The organism is Yinghuangia seranimata, from assembly GCF_029953285.1.
In the GTDB taxonomy this organism is placed as follows: Bacteria; Actinomycetota; Actinomycetes; order Streptomycetales; family Streptomycetaceae; genus Yinghuangia; species Yinghuangia seranimata.
Map to the genome: position 1 here is coordinate 42,486 of NZ_JASAOI010000077.1, position 24,809 is coordinate 67,294.

The 24,809-nt window shown below is 73.4% G+C and carries 24 protein-coding genes; 10 read left to right on the forward strand and 14 right to left on the reverse strand.

Annotated elements, in window-relative coordinates:
• Positions 1 to 152: 152 nt before the first annotated feature.
• Entirely contained in the window at positions 153 to 1,118 is a 966-nt protein-coding gene (locus tag QI554_RS38870; protein ID WP_281477366.1) for an Lrp/AsnC family transcriptional regulator, read from the reverse strand.
• 260 nt (positions 1,119 to 1,378) lie between these two features.
• Between QI554_RS38870 and QI554_RS38875 the strand changes: the two genes are divergently transcribed.
• Positions 1,379 to 2,776 (forward strand): amidase, encoded by a 1,398-nt coding sequence (locus QI554_RS38875; RefSeq protein ID WP_425528131.1) that lies wholly within the window; start codon positions 1,379 to 1,381, stop codon positions 2,774 to 2,776.
• 138 nt (positions 2,777 to 2,914) lie between these two features.
• Positions 2,915 to 3,946: an alpha/beta hydrolase gene (locus QI554_RS38880; RefSeq protein WP_281477368.1), complete on the forward strand. Its 1,032-nt coding sequence runs from the start codon at positions 2,915 to 2,917 to the stop codon at positions 3,944 to 3,946.
• Between the two features lie 6 nt (positions 3,947 to 3,952).
• Here the strand turns inward: QI554_RS38880 and QI554_RS38885 are convergent, their stop codons facing one another.
• Positions 3,953 to 4,417: a MarR family winged helix-turn-helix transcriptional regulator gene (locus QI554_RS38885; RefSeq protein ID WP_281477369.1), complete on the reverse strand. Its 465-nt coding sequence runs from the start codon at positions 4,415 to 4,417 to the stop codon at positions 3,953 to 3,955.
• A gap of 61 nt (positions 4,418 to 4,478) precedes the next feature.
• Between QI554_RS38885 and QI554_RS38890 the strand changes: the two genes are divergently transcribed.
• Complete coding sequence (locus QI554_RS38890) at positions 4,479 to 4,886, forward strand: VOC family protein (RefSeq protein WP_281477370.1); 408 nt, start codon at positions 4,479 to 4,481, stop codon at positions 4,884 to 4,886.
• 73 nt (positions 4,887 to 4,959) lie between these two features.
• Here QI554_RS38890 and QI554_RS38895 read toward each other — a convergent pair whose 3' ends face one another.
• The 3 genes from QI554_RS38895 to QI554_RS38905 all read right to left on the reverse strand — a co-directional run bounded on the left by QI554_RS38895 (position 4,960) and on the right by QI554_RS38905 (position 9,115).
• On the reverse strand, positions 4,960 to 5,430 hold the full coding sequence (locus tag QI554_RS38895; protein ID WP_281477372.1) for a DUF5134 domain-containing protein: 471 nt from the start codon (positions 5,428 to 5,430) through the stop codon (positions 4,960 to 4,962).
• A 23-nt stretch (positions 5,431 to 5,453) separates the two neighbouring features.
• On the reverse strand, positions 5,454 to 7,454 hold the full coding sequence (locus QI554_RS38900; RefSeq protein ID WP_281477374.1) for a primary-amine oxidase: 2,001 nt from the start codon (positions 7,452 to 7,454) through the stop codon (positions 5,454 to 5,456).
• 149 nt (positions 7,455 to 7,603) lie between these two features.
• Positions 7,604 to 9,115 (reverse strand): APC family permease, encoded by a 1,512-nt coding sequence (locus QI554_RS38905; protein ID WP_281477376.1) that lies wholly within the window; start codon positions 9,113 to 9,115, stop codon positions 7,604 to 7,606.
• Positions 9,116 to 9,662: 547 nt separating this feature from the next.
• Here QI554_RS38905 and QI554_RS38910 point away from each other — a divergent pair.
• Both QI554_RS38910 and QI554_RS38915 read left to right on the forward strand, forming a co-directional pair.
• Positions 9,663 to 11,126, forward strand: a complete 1,464-nt coding sequence (locus QI554_RS38910; RefSeq protein WP_281477378.1) for an APC family permease — start codon at positions 9,663 to 9,665, stop codon at positions 11,124 to 11,126.
• Positions 11,127 to 11,130: 4 nt separating this feature from the next.
• On the forward strand, positions 11,131 to 11,865 hold the full coding sequence (locus tag QI554_RS38915) for a helix-turn-helix domain-containing protein (protein WP_281477379.1): 735 nt from the start codon (positions 11,131 to 11,133) through the stop codon (positions 11,863 to 11,865).
• A gap of 114 nt (positions 11,866 to 11,979) precedes the next feature.
• Here the strand turns inward: QI554_RS38915 and QI554_RS38920 are convergent, their stop codons facing one another.
• Together QI554_RS38920 and QI554_RS38925 are read right to left on the reverse strand one after the other, a co-directional pair.
• The gene (locus QI554_RS38920; RefSeq protein ID WP_281477381.1) at positions 11,980 to 12,321 is read right to left on the reverse strand and encodes a DUF5713 family protein; all 342 of its coding nucleotides are present in this window, start codon (positions 12,319 to 12,321) and stop codon (positions 11,980 to 11,982) included.
• A gap of 77 nt (positions 12,322 to 12,398) precedes the next feature.
• The gene (locus QI554_RS38925; RefSeq protein WP_281477383.1) at positions 12,399 to 12,923 is read right to left on the reverse strand and encodes a GNAT family N-acetyltransferase; all 525 of its coding nucleotides are present in this window, start codon (positions 12,921 to 12,923) and stop codon (positions 12,399 to 12,401) included.
• Positions 12,924 to 13,065: 142 nt separating this feature from the next.
• Between QI554_RS38925 and QI554_RS38930 the strand changes: the two genes are divergently transcribed.
• Together QI554_RS38930 and QI554_RS38935 are read left to right on the forward strand one after the other, a co-directional pair.
• A complete protein-coding gene (locus tag QI554_RS38930; RefSeq protein WP_281477385.1) occupies positions 13,066 to 13,614 on the forward strand; it encodes a hypothetical protein in 549 nt (182 codons plus the stop codon).
• A 117-nt stretch (positions 13,615 to 13,731) separates the two neighbouring features.
• Complete coding sequence (locus QI554_RS38935; protein WP_281477387.1) at positions 13,732 to 14,247, forward strand: DUF1877 family protein; 516 nt, start codon at positions 13,732 to 13,734, stop codon at positions 14,245 to 14,247.
• A 7-nt stretch (positions 14,248 to 14,254) separates the two neighbouring features.
• Here QI554_RS38935 and QI554_RS38940 read toward each other — a convergent pair whose 3' ends face one another.
• Positions 14,255 to 14,722, reverse strand: coding sequence for a MarR family winged helix-turn-helix transcriptional regulator (locus tag QI554_RS38940; protein WP_281477389.1), 468 nt, complete (start codon positions 14,720 to 14,722; stop codon positions 14,255 to 14,257).
• Positions 14,723 to 14,779: 57 nt separating this feature from the next.
• Here QI554_RS38940 and QI554_RS38945 point away from each other — a divergent pair, with 57 nt between their 5' ends.
• On the forward strand, positions 14,780 to 15,625 hold the full coding sequence (locus tag QI554_RS38945) for an alpha/beta fold hydrolase (RefSeq protein WP_281477390.1): 846 nt from the start codon (positions 14,780 to 14,782) through the stop codon (positions 15,623 to 15,625).
• Here the strand turns inward: QI554_RS38945 and QI554_RS38950 are convergent.
• The 6 genes from QI554_RS38950 to QI554_RS38975 all read right to left on the reverse strand — a co-directional run bounded on the left by QI554_RS38950 (position 15,579) and on the right by QI554_RS38975 (position 22,291).
• Complete coding sequence (locus QI554_RS38950) at positions 15,579 to 16,844, reverse strand: MFS transporter (RefSeq protein WP_281477392.1); 1,266 nt, start codon at positions 16,842 to 16,844, stop codon at positions 15,579 to 15,581. The genes QI554_RS38945 and QI554_RS38950 overlap by 47 nt on opposite strands.
• Positions 16,845 to 16,932: 88 nt before the next feature.
• The gene (locus QI554_RS38955; RefSeq protein WP_281477394.1) at positions 16,933 to 17,418 is read right to left on the reverse strand and encodes a hypothetical protein; all 486 of its coding nucleotides are present in this window, start codon (positions 17,416 to 17,418) and stop codon (positions 16,933 to 16,935) included.
• A 79-nt stretch (positions 17,419 to 17,497) separates the two neighbouring features.
• Positions 17,498 to 18,007 (reverse strand): hypothetical protein, encoded by a 510-nt coding sequence (locus QI554_RS38960; protein ID WP_281477396.1) that lies wholly within the window; start codon positions 18,005 to 18,007, stop codon positions 17,498 to 17,500.
• Positions 18,008 to 18,511: 504 nt separating this feature from the next.
• Complete coding sequence (gene aspS / locus QI554_RS38965) at positions 18,512 to 20,326, reverse strand: aspartate--tRNA ligase (RefSeq protein WP_281477398.1); 1,815 nt, start codon at positions 20,324 to 20,326, stop codon at positions 18,512 to 18,514.
• Complete coding sequence (gene hisS / locus QI554_RS38970) at positions 20,323 to 21,582, reverse strand: histidine--tRNA ligase (protein WP_281477400.1); 1,260 nt, start codon at positions 21,580 to 21,582, stop codon at positions 20,323 to 20,325. Before hisS ends, aspS begins: the two co-directional genes overlap by 4 nt.
• Before the next feature lie 13 nt (positions 21,583 to 21,595).
• The gene (locus QI554_RS38975) at positions 21,596 to 22,291 is read right to left on the reverse strand and encodes an MBL fold metallo-hydrolase (protein ID WP_281477402.1); all 696 of its coding nucleotides are present in this window, start codon (positions 22,289 to 22,291) and stop codon (positions 21,596 to 21,598) included.
• 332 nt (positions 22,292 to 22,623) lie between these two features.
• On the opposite strand from QI554_RS38975, the gene QI554_RS38980 reads away from it, so the two are divergent.
• Positions 22,624 to 23,427, forward strand: coding sequence for a peptidylprolyl isomerase (locus QI554_RS38980; RefSeq protein WP_281477404.1), 804 nt, complete (start codon positions 22,624 to 22,626; stop codon positions 23,425 to 23,427).
• A 115-nt stretch (positions 23,428 to 23,542) separates the two neighbouring features.
• The gene (locus tag QI554_RS38985) at positions 23,543 to 24,772 is read left to right on the forward strand and encodes a DUF349 domain-containing protein (RefSeq protein WP_281477405.1); all 1,230 of its coding nucleotides are present in this window, start codon (positions 23,543 to 23,545) and stop codon (positions 24,770 to 24,772) included.
• Positions 24,773 to 24,809 lie beyond the last annotated feature (37 nt).

Here is a 24,809-nt window from a genome sequence, read left to right on the forward strand (position 1 = left end):
GCAGGTCGGATCCGCCGGGCCGCTGCCATGGTGCGTCCTGCTTGCGAAGATCGCCTACTGCTGGTTCCGGATTGACGGAAACCGCCATTTCGATGGCGTGATCCGCCACGATCGGACGGCCTGACGCACCATCGGCGCCCTGGTCGGGAGGCTCAGTCCGCCCGGTGGTCGAGGATGCCGCTGCGCTTGAGCGCGCGGACGACGAGCGACGTCTCCACGTTCTCGGCGTGCCGCACCCACGGGGCCTCGGTGACGAAGGCGTACAGGGCGGCGCGGTCGGCGACGGTGACGTCCGCGACGACCTGGTGCTCTCCCATGACCGCCGCGGCGTACCGCACGTTCGGCGACAGCAGGAGTGCGTCGCCGAGCTGCGGGACCCGGGTGGGGGCGGCCTTGATCCACAGGATGGCCTCGACGGGCAGGCCGAGCGCGGCCGGGTCGACGACGGCGCGGAAGTGCACGTGCCCCTCGCGGCGCAGGTAGTCCACGCGGCGGCGCACGGTCGGCTCGGACAGCCCGACCAGGCGCGCGATCTCGTCGTGCGTCCGGCGTCCGTCGGTGGCGAGCGCGCGCAGGATCTGCCGCTCCTCGCGCGACAGCGACGCGATGCGCTGGTCGCTGGGCACCGGTGTGATCGCCGGGTAGCCGCGCACGGCCTCGGCCTCGGCGGGGGTGACCAGGCCGGGCTGCCACTCGTGCACGGTGCGGAAGTAGCGCAGGATCGGCAGCGACGTGAACTGGGTCAGGCCCGGGATGCCGGGGATCTCGTCGAGCAGCAGCTCGCCGAGCCGGCCCGCCGGGCACATGATCTCGGCGACGCAGTCGGCGGATCCGGTGAGCATGTACGTGAAGGTCACCCCGTCCCGACGCGCGAGCGACGCGGCGGCGACCCGGGTCGCGGCCTGCATGCAGGCCGCGCGCAGGAGCGAGGCCTCGCCGTGGATCGACAGCCCGGTCACGACGACGGTCCGGTCGGCCAGGAGGCGGGTGCCGTGCCGGGCGACGGTGCGTTCGGGCTCGCCGAGTGCGGCGGCGATGCGGCGCCACGAGGCCCGGCCGTCCACCTGCAGGCAGCCGATGATGCGGCGGTCGAGTTCTCCGACGGTTGGTGTCTGCATCCGTCAAGTATGCGTCTGTTTTCGTCATCCTGAAGCGGGGTCTGTCCACAAACCCCTCGGCTCGGCGAAAGTGGGCGCACTGTCCGGCCAGGGCATGTCGAAGCGAAGAGGGTTCGATGACCGATATGGCGTCCGCCGCCCAGCCCGTCCCCGCCGTCCCCCCCCGCCCGTCGCCCCCCACCACCCATATTCGAGGGCGCTCCGCGCCCGCCCCCCTTGTTGCGTCGCCCCCCGCCGCCGCGCCGGGTGGCCTGTGCGACATGACCGCGCGCGACCTCGCGGCCCTGCTGCGCTCGGGCGCGGTGTCCGCGCGCGAGGTGCTGGACGCGCACCTGACCCGTATCGAGCGCACCAACCCCGACGTCAACGCGATCGTGACGCTCGTGCCGGACGCCGCGTGGGAGTACGCCGCGGCGGCCGACGCGCGGTACGCCCGCGGCGAAGCGCTCGGCCCGCTACACGGGCTGCCGATCGCCCACAAGGACACCCACGACACGGCCGGCGTCCGCACCACGTACGGCAGCCCGCTGCTGGCCGACAACGTGCCCGAGCGCGACGAGCTGGTCGTCGAGCGCATGCGCGCGGCCGGCGCGGTGCCGCTCGGCAAGACCAACGTGCCGGAGTTCGCGGCGGGTTCGCACACGGTCAACACCGTCTTCGGTGCGACCCGCAACCCGTACGACCTGACCCGCTCGGCGGGCGGCAGCAGCGGAGGCGCGGCGGCGGCGCTCGCGTGCGGCATGCACCCGCTCGCGGACGGCAGTGACATGGGCGGCTCGCTGCGCAACCCGGCGTCGTTCTGCAACGTGGTCGGGTTCCGCCCGTCGCCGGGGCGGGTGCCGACGTGGCCCGACGCGACGCCGTGGGCGACCATGGCCGTGCAGGGGCCCATGGCGCGGACGGTCGCGGACACGGGGCTGCTGCTGTCGGTGCTCGCCGGGCCCGACGCGCGCTCCCCCATCGCGCTGGACGAGCCGGGCACGTCGTTCGCGGAGCCGCTGGACCGGGACATGGCCGGGCTGCGCGTCGCGTGGTCGCCCAACCTCGGCGGGCGGGTGCCGGTCGAGCCGGAGGTCGCCGCGGTGGTCGCCGACGCGGCGGCGGTGTTCGAGCGCATGGGCTGCGCGGTCACGGAGGACTGCCCCGACCTGTCCGGCGCCGAGGAGGTCTTCCGGACGCTGCGGGCCTGGCAGTTCGCGTCGCTGATCGGGCCGTGGCTGGACGCCTTCCCGGAGCGCGTCAACGCGTCGCTCACCTGGAACGTCCTGGCCGGGCGCGGGCTGCGTGGCGAGGACGTCGCGCGGGCGGAGCGGCTGCACGGCGAACTGTTCCACCGTGTACGGCTGTTCTTCGACCGCTACGACGTGCTGGTGCTGCCGGTCAGCCAGCTCGCGCCGTTCCCGGTCGAGTGGGACTTCCCGCACGAGGTCGCGGGCACCGAGATGACGACGTACCTGGACTGGATGCGCTCCGCCTACCTGGTCTCGGCGACCGGCTCCCCCGCGCTGGCGGTGCCGGCCGGGTTCACGCCGGGCGGACTGCCGGTCGGCGTCCAACTGGTGGGGCCGCACCGCGCGGACTTCGCGGTGCTGCAGTACGGGCACGCGTTCGAGCAGGCGACCGGATACGGCGCCCGCCGCCCGACGCTGCTGGGCTGACGGCGGAACCGTGCACGCCGCCGGGCGCGCTGAAGCGATGCGTGCGGGTTAACCGGCCGCGCACCGGCGCTGCGGACCCTCCCTACAACACCCGGAAGTACCGCTTCCGGGTTGGGGTTTCGAGAACCTGGAGGTCCCGTGATCAGTCGTCGCGGCTTGTTCGCACCGATGGCGGCGCTGCCGCTCGCCGCCGTCCTGCCCGGGTCGGCGGCCGCCGCGCCGTCGGGCGTGCCTGCGGCACCCGCCGTGCCCGCCGCACCGCCCCGGCACATCCGGGTGACGGAAGAGCGGCGTGACGGCCGCGTCCTGGACCTGACCGTCGAGTCGCCGTCGCTCGGCGGCTCGGCCGTGGTGCGCCTGCTCCTCCCCCAGGGCTGGCGCGCCGGCTCGGGCCACCGCTGGCCGGTGCTGTACCTGCTGCACGGCGCGACCGGCGACCACCGCATGTGGAGCGAGCACTCCGACGTCGCGGCGCTCACCGAGGACCTCGGCGTGCTGGTCGTGATCCCGGACGGCGGCCCCTACAGCTACTACTCGAACTGGTGGAACCACGGGAAGTTCGGCGCCCCGGCGTGGGAGGCGTTCCACCTCGACGAGCTGCGGACGCTCCTCGAGGCGCGCTACGGCGCGGGGCACCGGCGCGCGGTGGCCGGACTGTCGATGGGCGGCCAGGGCGCGTTCAAGTACGCGGCGGCGCGGCCGGGGATGTTCCTGGCGGCCGCGTCGTACAGCGGTGTGCTGAACACGACGTCGCCTCGCAGGGTCACGCTGGGACCGTACGGCGACGTGGACTTCGCGGCCGGGCAGGCGGCGTTCATCCGGGGGTACGGCGCCGATCCGCTCGCACTGTGGGGTGACCGCGACGCGCAGGCGGCGATCTGGGCGGCCAACAACCCGACGGATCTGGCGTACCGGCTGCGCGGCATCCCGCTCTACATCTCGGCGGGCGACGGCACGCCCGGGCCGCTGGACCCTCCCGGGACCGCGTGGGATCCGAACGAGGCGCTGTTCGGGCCGATGTCGAACGACTTCGCGGCCGCGGGGCGCCGGTTCCGGCTGCGGATGACCCTGGCGCTCGGCAAGGGCACGCACACGATGCCGTACTGGCAGCACCACCTGCACGAGTCGCTGCCGATGCTTATGGGCGCCCTCGGGGTCGACCACCGCTGACCGCGCTCAGTCTTCACCGCCGCGGGTGTCGCCCGCGGCGGTGAAGACGCGCAGCAGCAGCGCGTGCAGTTGGGCCCGCTCGTCGGGGCCGAGTGGGGCGAGGAGTTCGTCCTGGACGGCGGCGGCCTCGTCGAGCAGCCCGCGCAACGCGGCGCGGCCGGCCGGGGTGACGGTCACGACGACGCGCCGCCGGTCAGCCGTGTCGCGGGCGCGCGACACCTGGCCGGCGGCCTCGAGCTGGTCGACGACCTTGGTGATGTCGCTGGGGTCGACGCCGAGCCGGTCGGACAGCGCGCGCTGCGCCTGCGCACCGAAGTCGGCGAGCGCGGCCAGGACGGCGAAGTGCCAGAGCCGCAGGCCGCGTTCGCCAAGCCGCGCGGCGAGTCGACCGCGTGCCGTCTTGCCGGTGAGGGACAGCAGGTAGGTGCTGAGCCCGAGCAGGCTCGGCGGGGCGGCGGGGGTGGGCTCCATGGCCCTCATTCTAGGTCTTCTCCTATAGTGGGTGCACACCCACTATTTTTGGAGTGAGGCCATGGACGCACTGCACCCCCGCCTGCTCGTCGACGACTTCGCCGCGTGCTTCGGGTTCTACTCGGCCGTCCTGCCGGCACTCGCCGGCGCGCACCTGGTCAAGGGCGCCGCGGCGGGCCCGTACGCGAACTGGGACGTCGACGACGAGGCCCTGCTGGTGCTGTTCGACCGGGGCGCGATGTCGGCCGTGGCCGGCACCGGCGACCTGCCGCGCACCGCGCCGCCGGCGCAGGACCGCACCATGTTCGTGCTGCGCGTCACCGACGTCGACGACGCGGTCGAGACCTGCCTGAAGAACGGCGGCACCCTCGCCGTCGCCGCGACCGACCGGCCCGACTGGGGCCCGAACCTGCGCACCGCGCACGTCCGCGACCCTGAGGGCACCCTGCTCGAACTCCAGTCGTACTGACCGCCCGCCCGTCGCCCCCGCCGCCCATATTCGAGGTCGCTTCGCTTCCGTTCCTCCCTTGCCGACGGGCGGCTCACATGCCGTGGACCATCAGGGCCATCGCCGCGGACATGCCGGCTGTGCAGGCGAGTTCGGCGGTACGGGTCCGTCTCCGCGGCCCCTCCCCCGGGTCGACGCGCACAGGGCGCAGCGCCAGGCCCGCCGCGCAGCCGCCCCACAGCACGAGCAGCGCCAGGTACGGCCCGTGCCACCACCCGGCGTCGTGCCCGGCGTGGCCCGCCGGGTGCGCCGCCGGGGCGACGAGCGTGAGCACAGCCATCGCGTACAGGTCGAGCGCCGTACCGGGGCGTCCCGCCCGCGCGCCCGGGCGGCCGAGCGCCCAGGCGGCGGCGAGGCCCAGGACGACCGTCCAGCCTCCGGGGCCCAGCGGATCGCGGTCGGGCGCCGCCATGGCGGCCATGGCGGCGCCCATCAGCGCGTACGGCAGGACCCCGCGCACCCGTCCGCGCCGGTGGGCGGCGGCCCCGACCAGGGCCGCCGCCACACCGAGCGCGGTGGCGAACGGGGTCAGTGGCAGCCGCCCGACGTACCGGCGTCCGGCCCGGGGGCGGGCGCGGCGCAGTGCGCGGAACGCGTCGGCGGCACGTCCAGCGTCGGGTTGCGGTCGAAGAACCCGACCGGCTTGAGCGTGAAGCCGGCGTAGTCGACCGGCATGACCGGCCAGTCCTCGGGGCGCGGGAAGTGCGTCAGGCCGAACGTGTGCCACAGCACGACGTCCTGCCCCTCCAGCTCGCGGTCCGCCGCGGTCCACGCCGGCAGCCCGGCGCCGCCCGGGTGCTGGTTGACGAGGTCTCCGGCCGGGAACCGCTCGGCCGGGTCGTACCGGGTCACCCACAGGTGCTTCGTCGCGAACGTGGCGCGGTCGCGGATCACCGAGGACTCGTCGGCGAGCAGCACCGGCAGGCCCTCGGGGTGCAGCGCGTATCCGACGGGCTGCCCAAGGCGGTTGAGGACCTCGGGGTTGACCACGTGCCACACGCGGCCCGTCGCGCCGTCGGCGAGCCGCGCCGCCTCGGACTCGCGGGTCAGCGGGGTACGGCGGGCCAGGAAGCCGTTGCCGTGCGGGTTGCGGGCGTCGACCGGGGCCGGGACCGCGTCGACCTCCTCGACGGTGTTGGCGACGCCGTCCACGGTCATGTCGAGGCGCACCGAGAACAGGTGCTGGTGGTACGGCGCCCCGAGGCCCGGCGCGATCTCGGTCGCGAAGTCGCTCGGCCCGTCGGGCAGGGACGACGTGAACACGACGCCGGTCGCCTTCGACTCCAGCTGGATCGTGCCGTCGAGGTACAGGTACCAGTAGAAGCCGTAGTCGTAGTTGCCGATCGTGGTGAAGAACGAGATCACCAGGCGGCGCTGGCGGCGCACTTCGTGCGAGCCGGTGAACAGGTCGGAGTGCTTCCACAGCACCCCGTAGTCCTCCTCGTGCATGCATATGCCGTTGCGGACCGTGCGCGGCTCGCCGAGCTCGTCGGGCACGACCGCGTCGAAGTAGTGGATCTCGCCGAGGCAGTCGCAGCCCAGCTCCAGGGAGTTGGTGTAGCGGCCGAACATGTACTCGCCGGTGTCGAAGTAGTTCTGCCAGTAGCGCACCGGGGACGGGTCGGCGTACGGCACCACCATCTCGGCGATCGACGCGCGGTAGACCACCGGCCGGTCGCGGCCGCCGTCCCGGAACGCGACCTGGTGCAGGGTCAGGCCCTCGCGCATGTTGAAGCCGACGCGCAGGCTCCAGTTCTCCCAGCGCACCAGGTTGCCCTCGACCGTGAAGCTCGGCCCCTCGGGCTGGGTGATCTCGATCGGCTTGAGGGTGGTGCGCTGCGGGCCGACGTAGGCCGGGTCCTGGAAGTTGCCGGGCTCGGCGGGGACCGGCAGGTCGGCGGCGTCGACGATGCGCGTGACGCGGCGGTCGGTCAGGTCGAGGTACGCGACCAGCCCGTCGACGGGGTGCGCCCACGGGTGGTCGTCGGCGTGCTCCTGGACGAACCCGAGCGAGCGGACGATGCGGCGGCCGACCTCGTCCTCGTGCCCGTAGACGCCCGCGGACAGCGGGACGGCGCGCACCTTCGCGACGTCCAGGCCGCGCTTGGCGAGCGCCGCGACCCAGCCGTCGTCGACGGCGAGGATCTCCTCGACCGATCCGAACTCCTCGTCGAGGATGGGGACCTGGCCGTCGACGGCCGGGTCGATCGGGGTGACCGCGTCGACGGCGCCCCGGGTCACGGAGACGACCACGGACTTCTGCGCGCCCGTGGCCAGGTCGAGCAGCAGCGCCTCCACGCGGCGGTCCGGGACGTCGCCGGGGAGGAACGCGAGGACGTCGGCCTTCACCGGCTCCAACGGGCCGAGGTACGCGAAGCGGACGGTGTCGCCGAGCAGTCCGGCGTCGGCCAGGATCCCCCGGGCGGCGCGGATCTCGTCGGCGGTCAGGGCCTCCAGCGGATGCGCGGCGGGGGCGGGGGCGGGCGGCGGCGTTTCGACGGCGACGGGGGGCGGGGCGGTCAGGGACATGCGTGCTCCAGGGTGTCGTTCCGAGGTTCGGGGTGGATTCGGGTCCCGGGCCCGAACCGAGCCCGCGGCCCGGGTACGGGTTTCCGGGCCCGGGCCCGGCTCGTGCTCGGGCCCGGGCTCAGGCTCGGGCTCAGGGATCGCGGTGCGGCTCAGGTCGCCGACACGGCTGCGGCGGACGCCGGGGTCGCGGTGCCTGGCAGTCGGGACAGCACCGCACCCAGCAGGCACGAGCCCGCCACGAGGGCTTCCAGGCCGTACGCCAGCCGCTCCGAACCGCCTATCAGCGTCGGGAAGTTCGCCATCACGAGGGCGAGGCAGCCGGCCAGGCCGGCGAGCCCCAGCAGCGGGGCCGCGAGGGTGTGCCACACACGGGTGTCGGCGCGTGTGCGGCGGAAGAACACGACCACCGCGGCGCAGGTCGCGACCATCAGCACGAGCACGCCGAGGGTGGCGAGGCCGCTCATCCAGGAGAAGACCTCCAGCACCGGATCGAGGTCGGCCAGCGCGAACACCGCCACCAGCACGGCGGCGCTGCCGGTCTGCACGAGCGACGCCACGTGCGGCGAACCGTGGCGGGGGTGGCGACGGCCGCACGCGCCGGGCACCACGCCCGTTCCCCCGAGCGCGAACAGGTAGCGCGCGACCACGTTGTGGAAGGCCAGGATCGCCGCGAACAGGCTCGACACCAGCAGGACCTGGACGGCGTCCGCGGCGCCGGACCCCAGGTAGCGGTCGGCGGTGTCGCCGATGAGCGCGTCCGGCGCGGCACCGGCGCGCTCGACGACCCTGGTGTCACCCCACGCGCTGACGATCGCCCACGCGGACACGGTGTAGAACACGCCGATGAGCACGAGGGACAGGTAGGTGGCGCGAGGCACCGTGCGCTCCGGGTCGCGCGCCTCGTCGCGGAACACCGCGGTCGCCTCGAAGCCGATGAACCCGGCGACGGCGAACATCACGCCGATGCCCGGCGAGCCGTCGGTGAACGCGCTCGGATGGAACATCGCCGTCGACAGGCCGCCGTCGCCGCCCTTGACCGCGACCGCCACGTCGAGCGCCAGCACGATCCCGGCCTCGCACAGCAGCAGGACGCCGAGCACGCGCCCGCTCAGCTCGATGTGCCGGAACCCGAGCGTCGCTACGGCCGCCAGCATCACCGACGACCAGAGCCACCACGGGAGTTCGGGGCCGCCGTGGTCGGCGACGAGGGCCCGCAGCGCGGCCCCTCCGTAGCCGTACACGGCAGCCTGGACGGCGGTGTACGTCACCAGCGCGAGCATCGCCGCACCGAGGCCCGCGGCGCGGCCGAACCCGCGCTCGACATAGGCGTAGAACGCACCGGCGTCCGGCACATGCCGCGACATCGCGGAGAAGCCGACGGCGAACAGCAGCAGCACCACGCAGCAGACGGCGAACGCGGCGGGGAAGGCGGCGCCGTTGCCGAGCGCGATCCCGAGCGGGACGCTCCCGCCCACGACGGTGAGCGGGGCGGCCGCGGCGACGACCATGAACACGACGGCGCCGGGGCCGAGCGTGCCGGTCAGGCGGGCCGTACCCCCGACGGGGGACGTGGCGGTGACGGCTGCGGGACCGGCCGCGGCCTGGCGGTCGGTGCGGGCGGCCGGTCTGGACTGCGGGGACACGGGCGAGGAACGGGGCACGGCGGTCTCCGGTGGTTGCGGGACGGCGTCACTTGGCAGGGAGTGTGGGCCGCCGGGGTTTCGACGCCGTCACACCGCCGTGACCCGCGGCGGCTTCACGAGCGGGAATCGCACAACGCGGATTCCGGTTTGCGACGCGCCCCGACGCAATGCGGGCGCAATACACCGGCAACGCGCTGCGGTTAGCCTCACGGGCCCTGACAGCCGACGCCGCGCGAGGGAGGCAGGCCATCGACGGACGAACCAGCGACGCGGGGCCGGGGTCACCGAACGCGCCACTGCGCACGCCGACAGCCGGCCGCAGAAGGCAACCGCGCACCGCGCCGACCGCGCGACCGGGGTGCCGCGCAGGGTCACCGGGCGCTGTGATGGACGCACCCGCAAGGCGTCGCGTATGGCAACCGGAAGCGGCGTCGGCGGCGCACGCGGAGGAGCATCGGCGGCAGTCGGGCTCTGTCCGGGCCACGCCCGCAGGACGCCGGGCGGCCGGCCTCGCCGTCCGTGTGCAGGGTGTCGAAGCCGTACGTCCACACCGGTACCGCATGCCATGAACGTCTCGTCGGTGCTGCGGCGCAGGTCGCCGCTTGCGGGGTTGGCTCGTCGGGAGCTGCCTCGGGCGCATGTGGTCGCGCAGTCTGTTTCGGCGGTCGCGCCGTCGGCGGCTATGGCGACGACGCCCGCGCTCGTCGCGGCTTCCGCGGGGCGGGGGGCGCCGGTGTCCGTGGCGATCGCGGCCGTCGTGGCGTTGCTCGTCGCGTCCGGCATTACGGCGTTCACGCGTCGGATGGCCGCGCCCGGGTCGCTCTATACGTTCACGGCCAAGGGGCTCGGCCCGCTTGCGGCGCTCGTGTGCGCGGTCGCGCTGCTGATCGGATACGCGTTTCTCGCGATGGCGGCGCTCGTCGGATTCGCCCAGTACGCCCATGCGTTGGCCGTGCGTGTCGGCTGGTCCGCGCTTCCGGCGGCGCCTGCGGTCGCGGGACTGGTGGCGGTCGGCTCGTTGGGCGTGGCGTCGTGCGTCGCCGTCGGGGCGCGGGTGTCGGCGCGGGTCACTCTGGCCCTCGAGGCCGTGTCGATCGCCTTGGTCGCGGGGGTGCTGGTGGTCGTCCTCGGGCACGGCGGCGGCCTTCCCGGCGCGGCGCCGCTCGGGCTCGACGGGGGCGGCCCGGCGGGGATCGTGGCGGGGGTGGTGCCCGCGTTGGCGGCGTTCATCGGGTTCGAGAGCGCCGCCGCGCTCGGGCCCGAGGCGAGGCGGCCGTTCCGCACCGTGTCGCGCGCGATCCTCGGCACGGTCGGCGTCGCGACGGCGCTGTACCTGTTCGCGACATACGCGCAGGTCCGCCACCCCGGCGGGGGTCGGGCGGACGCGGCCCGCGGGTGGGCGGCGGCACTCGACGCGGGGCTCGCGACGTCGTTCCTCGCGTGCGCGCTCGCGGCCACGACGGCGCTCACCCGTCTGCTGTTCGTGCTCGGGCGTGAGGGCGTGGCGCCGACCGCGCTCGGACGCACGCATCCGGCCCGCAGTACGCCGCACGTGGCGGCGCTGTGCGCGGCCCCGGTCGTCGCCGCGGTGCCGTGCGGCCTGCTCGCGCTGGGCCGTGATCCCGCGCAGGTGTTCGCGTGGGTCATGGGCATGCTCACGTACGGGCACATGACCGCCTACCTGCTGGTGTCGGTCGCCGCTCCCGTGTTCCTGCGCCGTATCGGCGAGTTGACCGTCCCGGCGGTCGCGACCGCGGCCGTCGTGGTGCCGGTGCTGGTCGTGGTCTCGGCCACGTATTCGGGCTCGGGGGCGCCGGGGGCCGACGGGTGGGTGCCGGTCACCTTCGCGGGGCTGCTCGCCGCGGGGCTCGCGGGTGTCCACTGGCTGCGTACGCGGGCGCCGCACCGGCTGGCGGCGGTCGGGCTGTACGACGAGACGACCGTCGAGGACCTGTGTGCCGCTGCGGAATCGGGTGGCGCGACGACGGGTGTGGCCGTGACCGCGTCGGCCGCGCGCGGGAACGGCTGAGCGCGTGGCGTCCCCCAACGTGCCCGCCCCGGGGCGGCTCGCTCCGCCGCCCGCGCTCTCCCTGACCGGCCGTCAGCCACGTGCGGTGCGTGCCGCGTTGGCGGTTCTGGAGGCGGTCGCGCAGGCCGGGCCCGGCGTGACGGCGCGGCAGATCGCGACCACGCTCGACCTGGCGCCGGCCACCGCGTACCGCATCGTGAACCTGCTGGTCGCCGACGAGTACCTGGTGCGTCTGCCCGACCTCAAGGGCTTCGCCCTCGGCCGACGCATGGAGGGGCTGGCCCACGCCGCGCTGCCACCGCACGTCCCGACGGCGGCACGTGAGGCGGTCGCCCGGCTGCGCACCAGGACCCGCTGGGGAGTACACCTCGCGCTCTACTCCGGAGCCCGCATCGTGCTCGTCGACCCCGACCCGGACCACCCGCCGTCGGCCGACTCGCTGCTCAGCGCGCGGCCGAACGCGAGCGCGCTCGGGAAGCTCCTGCTGGCCGCGACGGCCGATCCGCGCCTGTCCGGCCTCGAACGGGACCGCATCATCGCCGACGGACACGCCGCCCAACGCGGCGAACTGCGGGCCGGGCACGCGTGCCTGGCCGTCCCGGTCCGCGGCCCGGCGGACGGCGCCCTCGTTGCGGGACTCGCCCTGTCGACGACCCCAGAGCGCCTCGACACGCTGACGTCGGGCGAACTGACCGCCCTGCACCGGTTCTCGACGGAACTGGCCCCGCTGTTGGCGTGACGCATACTCCGCGAGGCGGAACGCAACAGCGGCGCGATACAGAGGAGTTCACCGACCACGCCGACGCTGCCCACGGACGACGCAGCGGGTGCCACGTCCTGTCCGGCGGACCGGTCACCACTCGCGAGGGGCGACCAGTTCCTCGATGTCGGCGTCTTCGAAGCCGTAGGCCCTCGCGATGAACCAGAAGTCCATCGAGACGGCGTCGCGCGCCATGGTCTCGATCTCGCTGTCGGCGGCGTCGAAGTCCTGTTCGAGCCGGTTGAACTCCTCGGTCGCCGCGTGCGTCAGCACGTACAGCGCGGCCAGGTCGGCCGGCTGCCGCTCCTCGATGCGCTCGCACAGTCGGACGAGGATCAGCGCGCCTCGGTCGACCAGGGGCTCCGGGTAGAAGTCGTCGCCGCGCGTCTCGTCGAGGAACACGTGGTTCTCGAACTGCGGATTCGTGATCGGCATGACGGCCCTCCCGGTGGCCCGGTCGGGCGACCGGTCACGCCGAATCATGCGTCATCAGGCCGACACCGCGGGCCGGTTCAGACGACGCCGAACGGCTCGGGGTAGAGCGGGCGGCCGCGCACGGCGCTGTCGTACGCCGGGAGGGCGAGGGCCTGGAACACCTCGGACGGCACGTCGAACGGCGACTCGACGCCGAGGTCGGCCGCCGGGCCGAAGCCGAAGCGGCCGTAGTAGGCCGGCTCGCCGAGGACGACGACCAGGTGCTCGCCCGCCGTCGCGGCGGCGTCGAGCGCGGCGCGCACGAGCCGGGCTCCGACGCCTCGGCCCTGGTGTTCGGGGGCGACCGCCACGGGGGCCAGTGCGAGCGCGTCGCCGCGGTGCTCGCCGTCCTCGCCGACGATCGGCAGGCGGGTCAGCAGCACGTGGCCGACGACCGCGTCGCCGTCGGTCGCGACGAACGACAGCGGGGCGATCCACGCGGCGTCCTCGCGCAGCGCGTCGACGAGCTCGGCCTCGTCCGGCGTGGGGAACGCGGCGGCGTTCACGGCGTACACGGCGCCCTGATCGGCGTCGGCCTCGACGCGGACGCGGTAGTCGCTCATGCGGGGAAATCCTCCCAGTCGTGCGGGGCAGTATCTTCGCATCCGCCCCATTGACCGGGCTTGTTCGCCACGCGTACCCCAACTGTCCGGACGCGGACGTGGGTTGACCCGACCGTGATCGCTGGTGGCACAATCACCCGCCATGACGACGCTGACCCCGGCGATAGCCGGGCTGTCCGGAGCGGGAATCGGCTCTGCGGCCACGATCCTCGGTGTGTGGGTCTCGCAGGGCCTGTCCGCTCGCCGCGAGCGCTCACACCGCACGTGGGAACGGCGGGCCGCCGCCTACGAGGACATCCTGGTCTCGATGGCCCGGCTGCGCGGCGAACGCCGCGAGGCCACCAGCACCGGCGAGCTCCGCCTCGCCCGACTGGCCAACCCCGACGCCGAGGACGCCGCCCGCCTCGCCGCCCAGGCCGGGCTGTACGGCTCCGTGGAACTGCGCACCGCGCAGAAGACCGCGTTCGACGCGCTGACGAAGTGGCTGATGGCGCTGATGGCGTGGCGCTCGTACCACAAGACCTACGGGACGCTCCCGGACAGCCCGCCGCAGCGCGGCTCCGACGCCCTGTGGGACGCCGTCCTCGAAGCCGGCGACGCCGCCGACAAGGCCGACCTGGCCCTGACCGCCCAGGTCCGCGCGGACGCGCTGGGCGAACGCCCGAAGCGTTTCCTCCGCAGCGCCCGCTGACGCACAGCCGACGGTCACGCCCCCTCCGACCGGCCCCACGCCCGCCCGGAGGGGGCGTGTCGCATCCGGGGAAAATCCACGCGACACGGGACGGGCCTCGTCGCGAGACTGCTCGGTATGGCCCTGACGCAACAGCTCGCCCGGGTGACTCCGGCCTACCTCGAGCGTTGCCGCGCGACGGCGGCGAACTCGCCGACCGCCGCGCCGGGCTGGGACCCTCCGCTGGAGGACACCCTGGACCTCGACTGGGCGATCTGGGGCCTGGCCCGGATGCTCCGGCGATCGGGCCACGATCCCGCCGTGCTGCGGATGATCGACCAGGCCATCGCGACCGAGGGCGGGGCCGCGCTGGACTACCTCGTCCACGACGACGTCTACGACGGCTTCGACGGGCCGCCGATGCTCGTGGAGCCGGCCGCCGTCAGCGCGCTCGCCGGCGCGCTCGCCGCCATGGATGTCGACGCCGCGTTGGACCGGCTTCCCTCGGACGCCGACGAGGCCGCGCGCGTCTGCGGCTTCGGCTGGTTCCGTGGCGACCTCCGCGCGTATCTGCGCGGGCATGTCGAGGCGCTGCGCGCGTTCTACGTCGAGGCCGCCTCGCGTGGACTCGCGGTCGTCGCGTGGGTGGACTGATCCGGCGTCAGTTCACGTCCACGTTGGCGAACAGATCCAGCATGTGGCCGAGCACCTTCACGCACGCCGTCACCTCCGCGTCGGTGAGGTCGCCGCCGACCTCGCGGAGCAACGCGCCTTCGCGGGTGGTCACGGCGGTGATGGTCGCGTCGCCCTTGGGTGTGAGGCGGATCAGCGACGAGCGCTGGTGCTCGGGGTTGGGGGTGACCTCGACCATGCCGTGCTCGGCCGCGTCGTTGACCATCCGCTGGACGAACTGGCGGCTCAGTGCCTGGGCGCGGCCCATCTGCGGCACGGTCATCGGGCCGTTCTCGCGCAGCAGGTCCAGGACCGCGCGCACGCCGACGGACACGCCCTCGATCGGCGCGTTCTGTTCGACCTTGCGCTGGACGCGCCGGTAGAGCGGTCCGACCAGGGCGAACACTTCGGTGAGCCGGAGGGCGAGTTCGTCCGGCGCGAGGGGTTTCTCGGTCACCCCACCATCATGACACCTCGGTTGCCATGTTCGTCGAACAATGGCACCTTGGTTGTCATGATCTCCGACGCCGTCACCGGCCTGCCCGTCTCCGACCTGTCCGTCATCGCCGTCGCCGACGGCCACCTCGCCTTCCGCGACGTCGGCGACGGACCGGCCGTCGTGCTGCTCCACGCCGGGTTCGTCGACCACCGGATGTGGGACGAGCAGGTCGCCTTCCTCTCCGAGCGCTTCCGCGTCATCGCCGCGGACGCCCGCGGGCACGGCGGATCCGCCAACGCCTCACGGCCGTTCCGCCAGTGCGACGACGTCGCCGACCTGCTGCGGGCGCTCGGCCTCGGCCCGGTGGTCCTCGTCGGCGTGTCGATGGGCGGCGCGATCGCCGTCGAGACGGCCGTGGAGCACCCCGACCTCGTCCGCGCCCTGGTCGTCAGCGGCGCCGGCATCAGCGAGCCCGGCCGCGTCGACCGGTGGAGCGCCGCGGTCACCGAGGAGCAGGGCCGGGCACTGGCCGCGGGCGACACCCAGGGCTGGGTGCACGCGTGGCTGAAGGGCGTCGCGGGCCCCGAGCGCACGCTCGACGACGTCGACCCCGACATCGTGCGCAGGATCGGCGAGATGATCGCCCACACCGCGAGCAAGCACACCGTCGACGAGCCCGACCGGACCACGCGCGTGGCGATCACCCCGGAACGCGCGGCCGCCATCCAGGTGCCGGTGCTGGCGGTCCACGGCGGCATCGACGCCGAGACCCACATCGCCGCAGGCGAACTCCTCGTGAGCACCGTCACCGACGGCCGCTCCACGACGATCGACGGCGTCGGCCACTACCCGAACCTGGAGCGGCCGGACGAGTTCAACGCGATTCTCGAGGAGTTCCTGGCCGCGCTACCCCGGCAGTAGTCGCCGCGCCGCGCCGCACGGCCCGCCACAGCGCCAGGCCGGTGCCGGCGGTCGCCGCCAGACCGCCGGCACCGGCCGCGACGAACACCGCACGGGGGCCGACGGCGTCCAGCAGCAGACCACCGCACACGTACGACAGCGCGGCAGCGACACCGATGGCGCCGTACATCGCCCCGAAGACACGGCCGAGCATGCCGGGTGGAACCGTGCGCTGGATCAGGGTGTTCGCGGCGACATCCATCGCGGCGATGCCAAGGCCGCGCACGGCCTGTACCGTGAACGCCGCCCCCACCCCCCACGCCAGGCCGGTCAGCAGATTGCCCGCGCTGCTGACCGCGAAGCCGATGACGAGCAGTACCCCCAGCGGCACCAGCCCCGAGACTCGCACCAGCAGCAGGTAGCCGGCGAAGAGCCCGATGCCGACGGCGGCGAGCAGCACCGCCACCTCCACAGATCCGCCGCCGAGCGGACCGGTGGCCAGGAAAACCAACGCGACGTCGTCGACACCGTTGCAGGCGACCACCGCAAAGAACCCGAGCGTGACCACCCGCACGACCGGAGCGGCGGCGATGTACCGCAGCCCTTGCCACGTGTCGGTCAGCAGCGCCGACGGCTCCTCGTCCGCCGCACCCGCCCCGCTCGGCAGACCCCGGAGCAGCAGTGCCGACACGGCGAACGTCGCTGCGTCCACGAACAGCACCCCGCGCACCCCGACCCACGGCAGGAGCACCGCCGCCGCCAGCGGACCGAGCGCCTCGCCGCCGTTGGTGCCGAACCCGACAGCGGCGTTCGCGTCCTCCAGCCGCTCGTCCGGCACCAGCGCCGGAACGATCGCCCGGGACGCGGGCTGGAAGACCTGCCCGGCGATCGCACGGCACGCGACGAGGGCCAGCAGCCACGGCAACGCCGGCAGCCACACCGCGACGACCACCAGCACGCCGCCCTGGACGAGTTCGCACACGACCATGACGCGGCGGTGGTCGAAGCGGTCGCTGAGCGCCCCGGTGAGCGGCCCCAGCAACGCCGGTGCGAAGTCCCCGACCAGCAGCAGCAAGGCGACCGCCAGCGCCTCGCCGGACGACTCTGCGATGTACAGCATCAGCGCGACCAGGCTCAGCGAGTCACCGAGGAAGGAGATCGCCCGCGCCGACCACAGTCTCCGGAAGGGCGCGTTCGCCCGCAGCAGGCCGAGCCTGCCCGCCTCTCCCACAGTCGCCATGCGCCCGATGGTGACGCATCGAATGTCCGGACGGCGACGTCATATTCACCGCCCCGCCCGCGGCCCAGCGGTCAGCGCACCGCGACGCTCATGCCCGCTCCCAGCGGGTGCGGACCTCGGCGACGGTCGCGCCCGGGTGGACGACCATGACGTCCGCGAGGCCGTCGTCCCACACCACCTGGGGGCCGAACGCCTCGGCGAGGGCGGCCGCGGCGCGGGCTATCGCCTCCGGCTGCGGGGCGCGGCAGGTCAGGCCCGTGACCGCGACGTGGCCCGGTATCCGGTCGTCGTTTCCGCCGACGGAGAGGCTCAGTTCGCCGAGGGACACCGCGTCGGGGCCCGGCCGCGCCTCAAGCGCGTCGGCCCCCTCGTCGTCCAGGGTGAACCAGCACTCGGCGCCGACGCTGGCCGCGCGCAGCGTGCCGACCAGCCGCGCGGCGTCCGGGTACGCCACCGTGCGGGCGGCCTCGACCGCGTCGTCGTCGAGCGGGTCGCCGAACGACCTGAGGAACTCCGCACCTCCTTGGTTCTCCACGAACCAGCGCAGCGAATTGACGTGCACGGTCAGGCTCATGCGTCCTCCGTCCCGAGTCTCCGCAACCCATGATCGGTCATGGGGCGGACATTGACGCTCCATCAGTGGTCACGTGCGATCAACGCCCGGCGGACCGGCCGCCGGACGCACCGGTCCGCGGTCTCCCCCGCGCCCCGTTCCGACGCTGCTCGGACTCCGCCCGCCAGGCGAGCCATTCCTCGGTCGCCTCGACGCCCTCGACCCGCGCGAGGTCGAACAGCCGCATGGGGTGCGCACTGCGGAACACCGGGTTCGGCGCCTGCGCGTCCGCCACTCCCAGGAACCGCCCGATGCCGGCCTCCGTCCAGCCCCGCCGCCGCAACGCCGCACGCGGGACGAGGAACGGGACGTACGCGGCGGGCGCCGGGCGCGGCTCCCGCCGTGCCGCCCCCGGCTTCGCCGTGGCAGGTTCCCTGACCCGCGCGAGGCCCGCCGAAGTGCGTGCGCCGACCGCCTTGCCGGGCTTCGCCGCCTTCGCCGCCTCGACGGGCTCCTCGCCCTCGACCGACCCACCCGCTCCCAGCCGTTCGACGGCCTTGGCCGACTTCCCCGCCTTGCGGACCTTCTCGCTCCTGTCTGCCTTGCTCATGCCGGGCTCCTCCCCCGTCGGACACACCGCCCGACGACGGTTCGCCGGGCACGCAGACCAAGCTACGGATCCGACGCGACGGGCACATCCGACGGAACGTCAGGCTGTGCAGAACCGGTTCGGCTACGGCGAGGCTGTGGACAACGAACGCCAGGAGCCGGGCACAGGCTGACAAGCGCCCGCGAGAGGCCGAGTCGGCACGAGACCGCGGGCACACCGGCGGGTACACCGGCAAGCACGCGTGCAAGCGGACGAGCGGCGAGCGAGCGAGGGCAAACGGCAAGCAGCGAGCGGCAAGCGAGCAAGCAGGCGGGCGAGCAGGCGGGCGAGCGGAGCGCGGGCGGGCGGAGCGCGGGCGGGCGGACGGGCGGAGCGCGGACGGGCGGAGCGCGGACGGGCGGACGCGGCAAGGCCCGGCACCCGTCACCGGGTACCGGGCCTGGCCCTCTGCTCACTCCGTCACATCGGCCGGCGGGGTCATCCGCCGCGCCGCACGGGCGAAGGTCATGCCTCCTGCGGCTTCGCTTCCTTCTCCGCGGCGCCGTCCGCGGCCGCGGCAGCCGCCGCGGCCTTCGGCTTCGCGTCGATGCCGGCCTCGCGCCGCTGGGCCGCCGTGATCTCCGTCGGGGCGCCGGTCAGCGGGTCGCCGCCGGTGGCCGTCTTCGGGAAGGCCATGACGTCGCGGATCGAGTCCGCGCCCGCCAGCAGCGCCACGAGCCGGTCGAGGCCGAGCGCGATACCGCCGTGCGGCGGCGGGCCGTACTGGAACGCGTCCAGCAGGAAGCCGAACTGCGACTGCGCCTCCTCGTCCGAGAGCCCGATCGCCTCGAACGCGCGCTTCTGCACGTCCGCGCGGTGGATACGGATCGAGCCGCCGCCGATCTCGGTGCCGTTGAGCACGAGGTCGTAGGCGTTGGACAGCGCCGAGCCCGGGTCCTTGTCGAACGAGTCGAGGTACGCGTCCGTGGGCGCCGTGAACGGGTGGTGGATCGCGTGCCAGCCCTGGAAGTTCCCCTTGTCGTCCTCGATCGGCTCGAACATGGGGAAGTCGACGACCCACAGCAGGTTCCACGCCGACTCGTCGATGAGCTCGCAGCGGCGCCCGATCTCCAGGCGGGCCGCGCCGAGCAGTTCGAGCGATCCGGTGCGCCGGCCGGCGGCGAAGAACACCGCGTCGCCCGGCTTCGCGCCGACCGCCGCCGGGAGACCGGCCAGGTGCGCCTCGGACAGGTTCTTGGCGACGGGGCCGCGCAGTTCGCCGGTCTCCGCGTCCACCAGCACGTACGCGAGCCCGCGCGCGCCGCGCGCCTTGGCCCAGTCCTGCCAGCCGTCGAGCTCCTTGCGGGTCTGCGACGCACCGCCCGGCATGACGACCGCGCCGACGAACTCCGCCTGGAACACCCGGAACGCGGTGCCCTCGAAGTACGCCGTCAGGTCGGTGATCTCCTGGCCGAAGCGCAGGTCGGGCTTGTCGGAGCCGTACTTGGCCATCGCGTCGGCGTACGCCATGCGCGGCAGCGGCAGCGGCACCTCGACGCCGTGCACCTCGCGCCACACCCGGGCGACGAGCGCCTCGGTGAGGCCGATGATGTCGTCCTGGTCGCAGAACGACATCTCGACGTCGAGCTGCGTGAACTCCGGCTGCCGGTCGGCGCGGAAGTCCTCGTCGCGGAAGCAGCGCGCGATCTGGTAGTAGCGCTCCATGCCGGCCACCATGAGCAGCTGCTTGAACAGCTGCGGCGACTGCGGCAGCGCGTACCAGGTGCCCGGCTGCAGGCGGACGGGCACGACGAAGTCGCGGGCGCCTTCCGGCGTGGACCGGGTCAGGTACGGCGTCTCGATGTCGAGGAACCGGTGCTCGGCCATCACCTCGCGGATGATCTGCGTGACCTGCGAGCGGAGCCGCAGGTTGCGGGCCATCTGCTGGCGGCGCAGGTCGAGGTACCGGTAGCGGAGCCGGACCTCCTCGTTGACCGACCCCGGCGTGTACTCCTCGATCGGGAACGGCAGCGGCGCGGCCTCGGAGAGCACCTCGAAGTCGGTCACCAGCACCTCGACGGCGCCGGTCGGGATCTCGGTGTTCTCGTTGCCCTCGGGGCGGATCCGCACGTCGCCGGTGACCTTGACGCAGTACTCGCCGCGCAGCCCGTGCACCGCGTCCAGGTCGCGGAAGACGACCTGGACGGTGCCGGACGCGTCCCGGATGTCCACGAACGCCACGCCGCCGTGATCGCGCCGCCGGGCGACCCAGCCGGCGAGCGTCACGGTGGTTCCGGCGTGCTCAGCGCGGAGCGTGCCGGCGTCATGGGTGCGGATCACTGGAGCTTCTCCTTCAGGGTGTCGACCACGGCGTCGAGCGCCACGGCCGTCTGGTCGCCGGTGGTGAGGTCCTTCAACTGCGCGACGCCCTCGGCGAGGTCGCGCTCGCCGACGATCACGGCGTAGCGGGCGCCCATCTGGTCGGCCGCCTTCATGGAGCCCTTGAGCTTCTTGTTGTCGAACGCCATGTCGGCCGGGATGTCGGCCAGCCGCAGCGCGGTGACCAGCTTGAACACCTCGCGGCGGGCCGACTCGCCGAGCGCGACGCCGTACACGTCGCAGTCGGCGGGGGTCTCGATCGCCTGGCCCTCCGCCTCCATGGCGAGCATGGTGCGGCCGATGCCGAGCGCCCAGCCGACCGAGGGCAGCTCGGGCCCGCCGAGCTCCTGCGCGAGGCCGTCGTAGCGGCCGCCGCCGCCGATCGCGGACTGCGCGCCGAGGCCGTCGTGGACGAACTCGAAGATGGTGCGGACGTAGTAGTCCAGACCGCGCACCAGCTTGGGGCTGTCCTCGTAGGCGATCTTCAGGTCGTCGAGCATCGACTTGACGAACGTGTGGTGCGCAGCGCACGCCTCGCACAGGTTGTCCGTGATCAGCGGCGCGTCGGTCAGCTGCGCCTGCACCTCGGGACGCTTGTCGTCGAGGACGCGCAGCGGGTTGATCTCGATGCGGCGCCGGGTGTCCTCGTCCAGGTCCAGTGCGCGCAGGAAGTCCTGCAGCTTGGCGCGGTAGACGGGGCGGCACTCCTTGCAGCCGAGCGAGTTCAGCAGCAGCCGGAAGTCCTTCAGGCCGAGCTTCTGGAAGCCCTCGACGGCGAGCGCGATCATCTCGACGTCGACCAGCGGGTCGGCACTGCCGATCGACTCGGCGCCGACCTGGTGGAACTGCCGGGTCCGGCCGGCCTGCGGCGCCTCGTACCGGAAGAAGGAGCCGAAGTACCACAGCTTCACCGGGAGGCGCTGGGCCTGCAGGTTGTGCTGCAGCACGGACCGGACGACCGCCGCGGTGCCCTCGGGGCGCAGCGTCAGCGACCGGCCGGCGCGGTCGTCGAAGGTGTACATCTCCTTCGTGACGACGTCGGTCGACTCGCCGACGCCGCGCACGAACAGGCCCGTCTCCTCGAAGGCGGGGGTCTCGATGTACTGGTAGCCCGCGTCGCGCAGTTCGAGGCCGAACTGGATCCGGATCCGGTTGAAGGTCTCCGAATACGGCGGGAGCATGTCGAAGGTGCCCTTGGGGGCGGAGAAGGTACTCACGTCTTGCGTTCCGTCACATTCCTCGGCGAGGTCCCGACCCGGGCGCCAGCTCCTGCAGGTACGGATTGGTGGCGCGCTCGCGGCCGATCGTGGTCTGGGGGCCGTGCCCGGACAGGACGACGGTCTCGTCCGGCAGCGGCAGGACCACCCGGCTCAGCGACCGCAGCATCTCCGCGTGGTCGCCGCCGGGCAGGTCGGTGCGTCCGATGGAGCCGGCGAACAGCAGGTCACCGGAGTAGAAGACGGGCGGGATGTCCCCGTCCTCCCCGGTGCCGAAGGTCACCGACCCCTTGGTATGGCCGGGCGCATGGCGCACCTGGAACTCCAGCCCCGCCAGGTCCAGCACGGCGCCGTCGCTCAGCTCGCGGACCTCGTCGGGCTCCGTGAACGTCATGTCGCCGAAGATCTGCTGACCGAGCGCGCGCGAGATGCCCTTGCCCGGGTCGGACAGCAGCTCGCGGTCGTCGGGGTGGATCCAGGCCGGCACCTTGTGCTCGTCGCACACCGGGACCACCGACCACATGTGGTCGAGGTGGCCGTGGGTCAGCAGCACCGCGACGGGCCGCAGCCGGTTCTCCCGCAGGATCTCCTGGACCCCGTCGAACGCGTCCTGGCCGGGGTCGACGATCACGCACTCCTCGCCTTTGGCGGGCGCCACCACGTAGCAGTTGGTGCCCCATGCCCCGGCGGGGAACCCGGCGATGATCACGTTGGTCCTCGGCTGTCTCGGCGGTTCGATCGCGGCGGATCGACAGGTCGGCGGTACGTCGGCGGCGACACGGTGGTGCGAGCGGATCCCGGGGTCTTCCGGGTCGGCCGATCACACGGCAGTATGCGGCGGACGTGGGAATCCTCGTCCGAGGGTACCGGCGCGCGGGGCCGGTTCGCGAACCGGTTCCCGACGGCGCGCCTACACTGTGCGCCAGTCGCCCGCTGTCGGCGGCTCCGGGGCATCACCGCAGGTCGAGCCGTCAATGGCGCGGCCGGGGCGGTGCCGACCGACAGCCCGTCCGACCCGAAGCCGAACCAGGAGAACGCCCGGTGGTCAGCAAGGAGCAGCGCCAGCGCCAGCTCGCGCGCGCGAAGCAGGAGCGGCAGGACAAGCGGCGGGCCGAGGCCCGGACGCGTGCCAAGCAGCGCAACGCGCTGATCGGTGCCGCGCTCGCGGTCGTGGTGGTCGCGGGCGGCGGCGTGTGGATCGCCAGCGCGGTCAGCGACGACGGCAAGGACGACAAGACGAACACCGCCGCTGACACGCCGTCGAACGCGCCGAAGCCGAACACCAAGCCGAAGACCTGCGCCGAGCCGGCCCCGGGCCAGCCGACCCAGGAGAAGTTCCAGGCCGAGCCGCCGATGTCGATCGACACGAAGGCCGCCTACACGATGTCGCTCAAGACGACCTGCGGCGACGTCACGGTCAAGCTCGACGCCGCCAAGGCGCCGAAGACGGTCAACTCGTTCAACTTCCTCGCCGAGAAGAAGTACTTCGACCACACGAAGTGCCACCGCATGACCACGGCCGGCATCTACGTGCTGCAGTGCGGCGACCCGACGGCCACCGGCAGCGGCGGCCCCGGCTACCAGTTCGCGGACGAGAACCTGACCGGCGCGACCTACCCGGCGGGCACCGTGGCCATGGCGAACTCCGGCCCGAACACCAACGGCAGCCAGTTCTTCCTGGTCTACAAGGACACCCAGCTGCCCCCGAACTACACCCCGTTCGGCACGATCACCGGCGGCATGGACGTGCTGCAGAAGATCGCCGACGCTGGGACGGAGGACGGCAACTCGGACGGCGCGCCGCACGAGACCGTCGTCCTCAACACGGTGACCGTGACGAAGTAGGCCTGACCCGTCAGGCTCCATCCAGCCGAATCACGGTTGTCGCGGGGCGGCGGCACGCCCGCCGCCCCCGACTCCTGTGTAAAGTGCGCCGCATTCAGCATCGAAGGAGGCCGCTGTGAGCAGCGACCCGTGGGGCCGCGTCGACGACGAGGGAAACGTCTTTGTCAGAACCGCGGACGGTGAGCGTTCCGTCGGTTCGTGGCAGGCGGGTTCCCCGGACGAAGCCCTCGCCTACTTCCGGCGCAAGTACGAAGGCCTCGTGGTCGAGGTCGAGCTCCTCGAACGCCGGGTCCGCACCACCGACCTGGCTCCCAAGGACGCCGCGACGGCGATCGAGCACCTGCGCGCCAACATCGTGGACGCCCACGCGGTCGGCGACCTGGAGTCGCTCGTCAAGCGGCTGGACGCGCTGACCGGCGTCGTCGACTCGCGCCGCGAGGAGCGCAAGGTCCAGCGCGCGAAGGCCCAGGAAGAGGCGCACGGCGCCAAGGAGCGCATCGTCACCGAGGCGGAGCAGCTCGCCCAGAGCACCGACTGGCGTGCCGCCGGCGAGCGCCTGCGCGCGCTGGTCGACGCGTGGAAGGCCGTGCCGCGCCTGGACCGCAAGACGGACGACGAGCTGTGGCACCGCTTCTCGCAGGCCCGTTCGACGTTCGCCAAGCGCCGCAAGAGCCACTTCGCGGAGCTCGACCAGCAGCGCGAGGGCGTGCGTCGGACGAAGGAGCGGCTGGTCGCCGAGGCCGAGGCACTGTCGACGTCGACCGACTGGAACGACACGTCGGCCCGCTACCGCGACCTCATGCGCGACTGGAAGGCCGCCGGGCGCGCGCAGCGCGACGTCGAAGAGGAGCTGTGGCAGCGCTTCCGCGCCGCGCAGGACGTGTTCTTCGCGGCCCGCGGCGAGGTGTACGCGGAGCGTGACACCGAGCAGCGCGAGAACCAGGGCCTCAAGGAGCAGCTGCTCGTCGAGGCCGAGGCGATCCTGCCGGTCGAGGACGTGAAGGCGGCCCGTGCCGCGCTGCGTTCGGTCAACGAGCGGTGGGAGGAGATCGGCCACGTCCCGCGCGACGCCCGGCCGAAGATGGAGGCCCGGCTGCACGCGGTGGAGCGGGCGATCCGGGACGCCGAGGAAGACCTCTGGCGGCGCACCAACCCCGAGGCGCGGGCGCGCGCGCAGGCGACGGTCGACCAGCTCCAGGCCTCGATCGACAAGCTGCACGCGGACGCCGACAAGGCGCGCGCGGCCGGCAACGACCGCAAGCTCCGCGACGCCGAGGACGCGATCGCGGCCCGCGAGGGCTGGCTCGCCGAGGCGCGCAAGGCGCTCGAGGAGTTCGGCGGCTGACGCGGCCTCCGGGTGACCGGAAAACGACGGGCGCGGG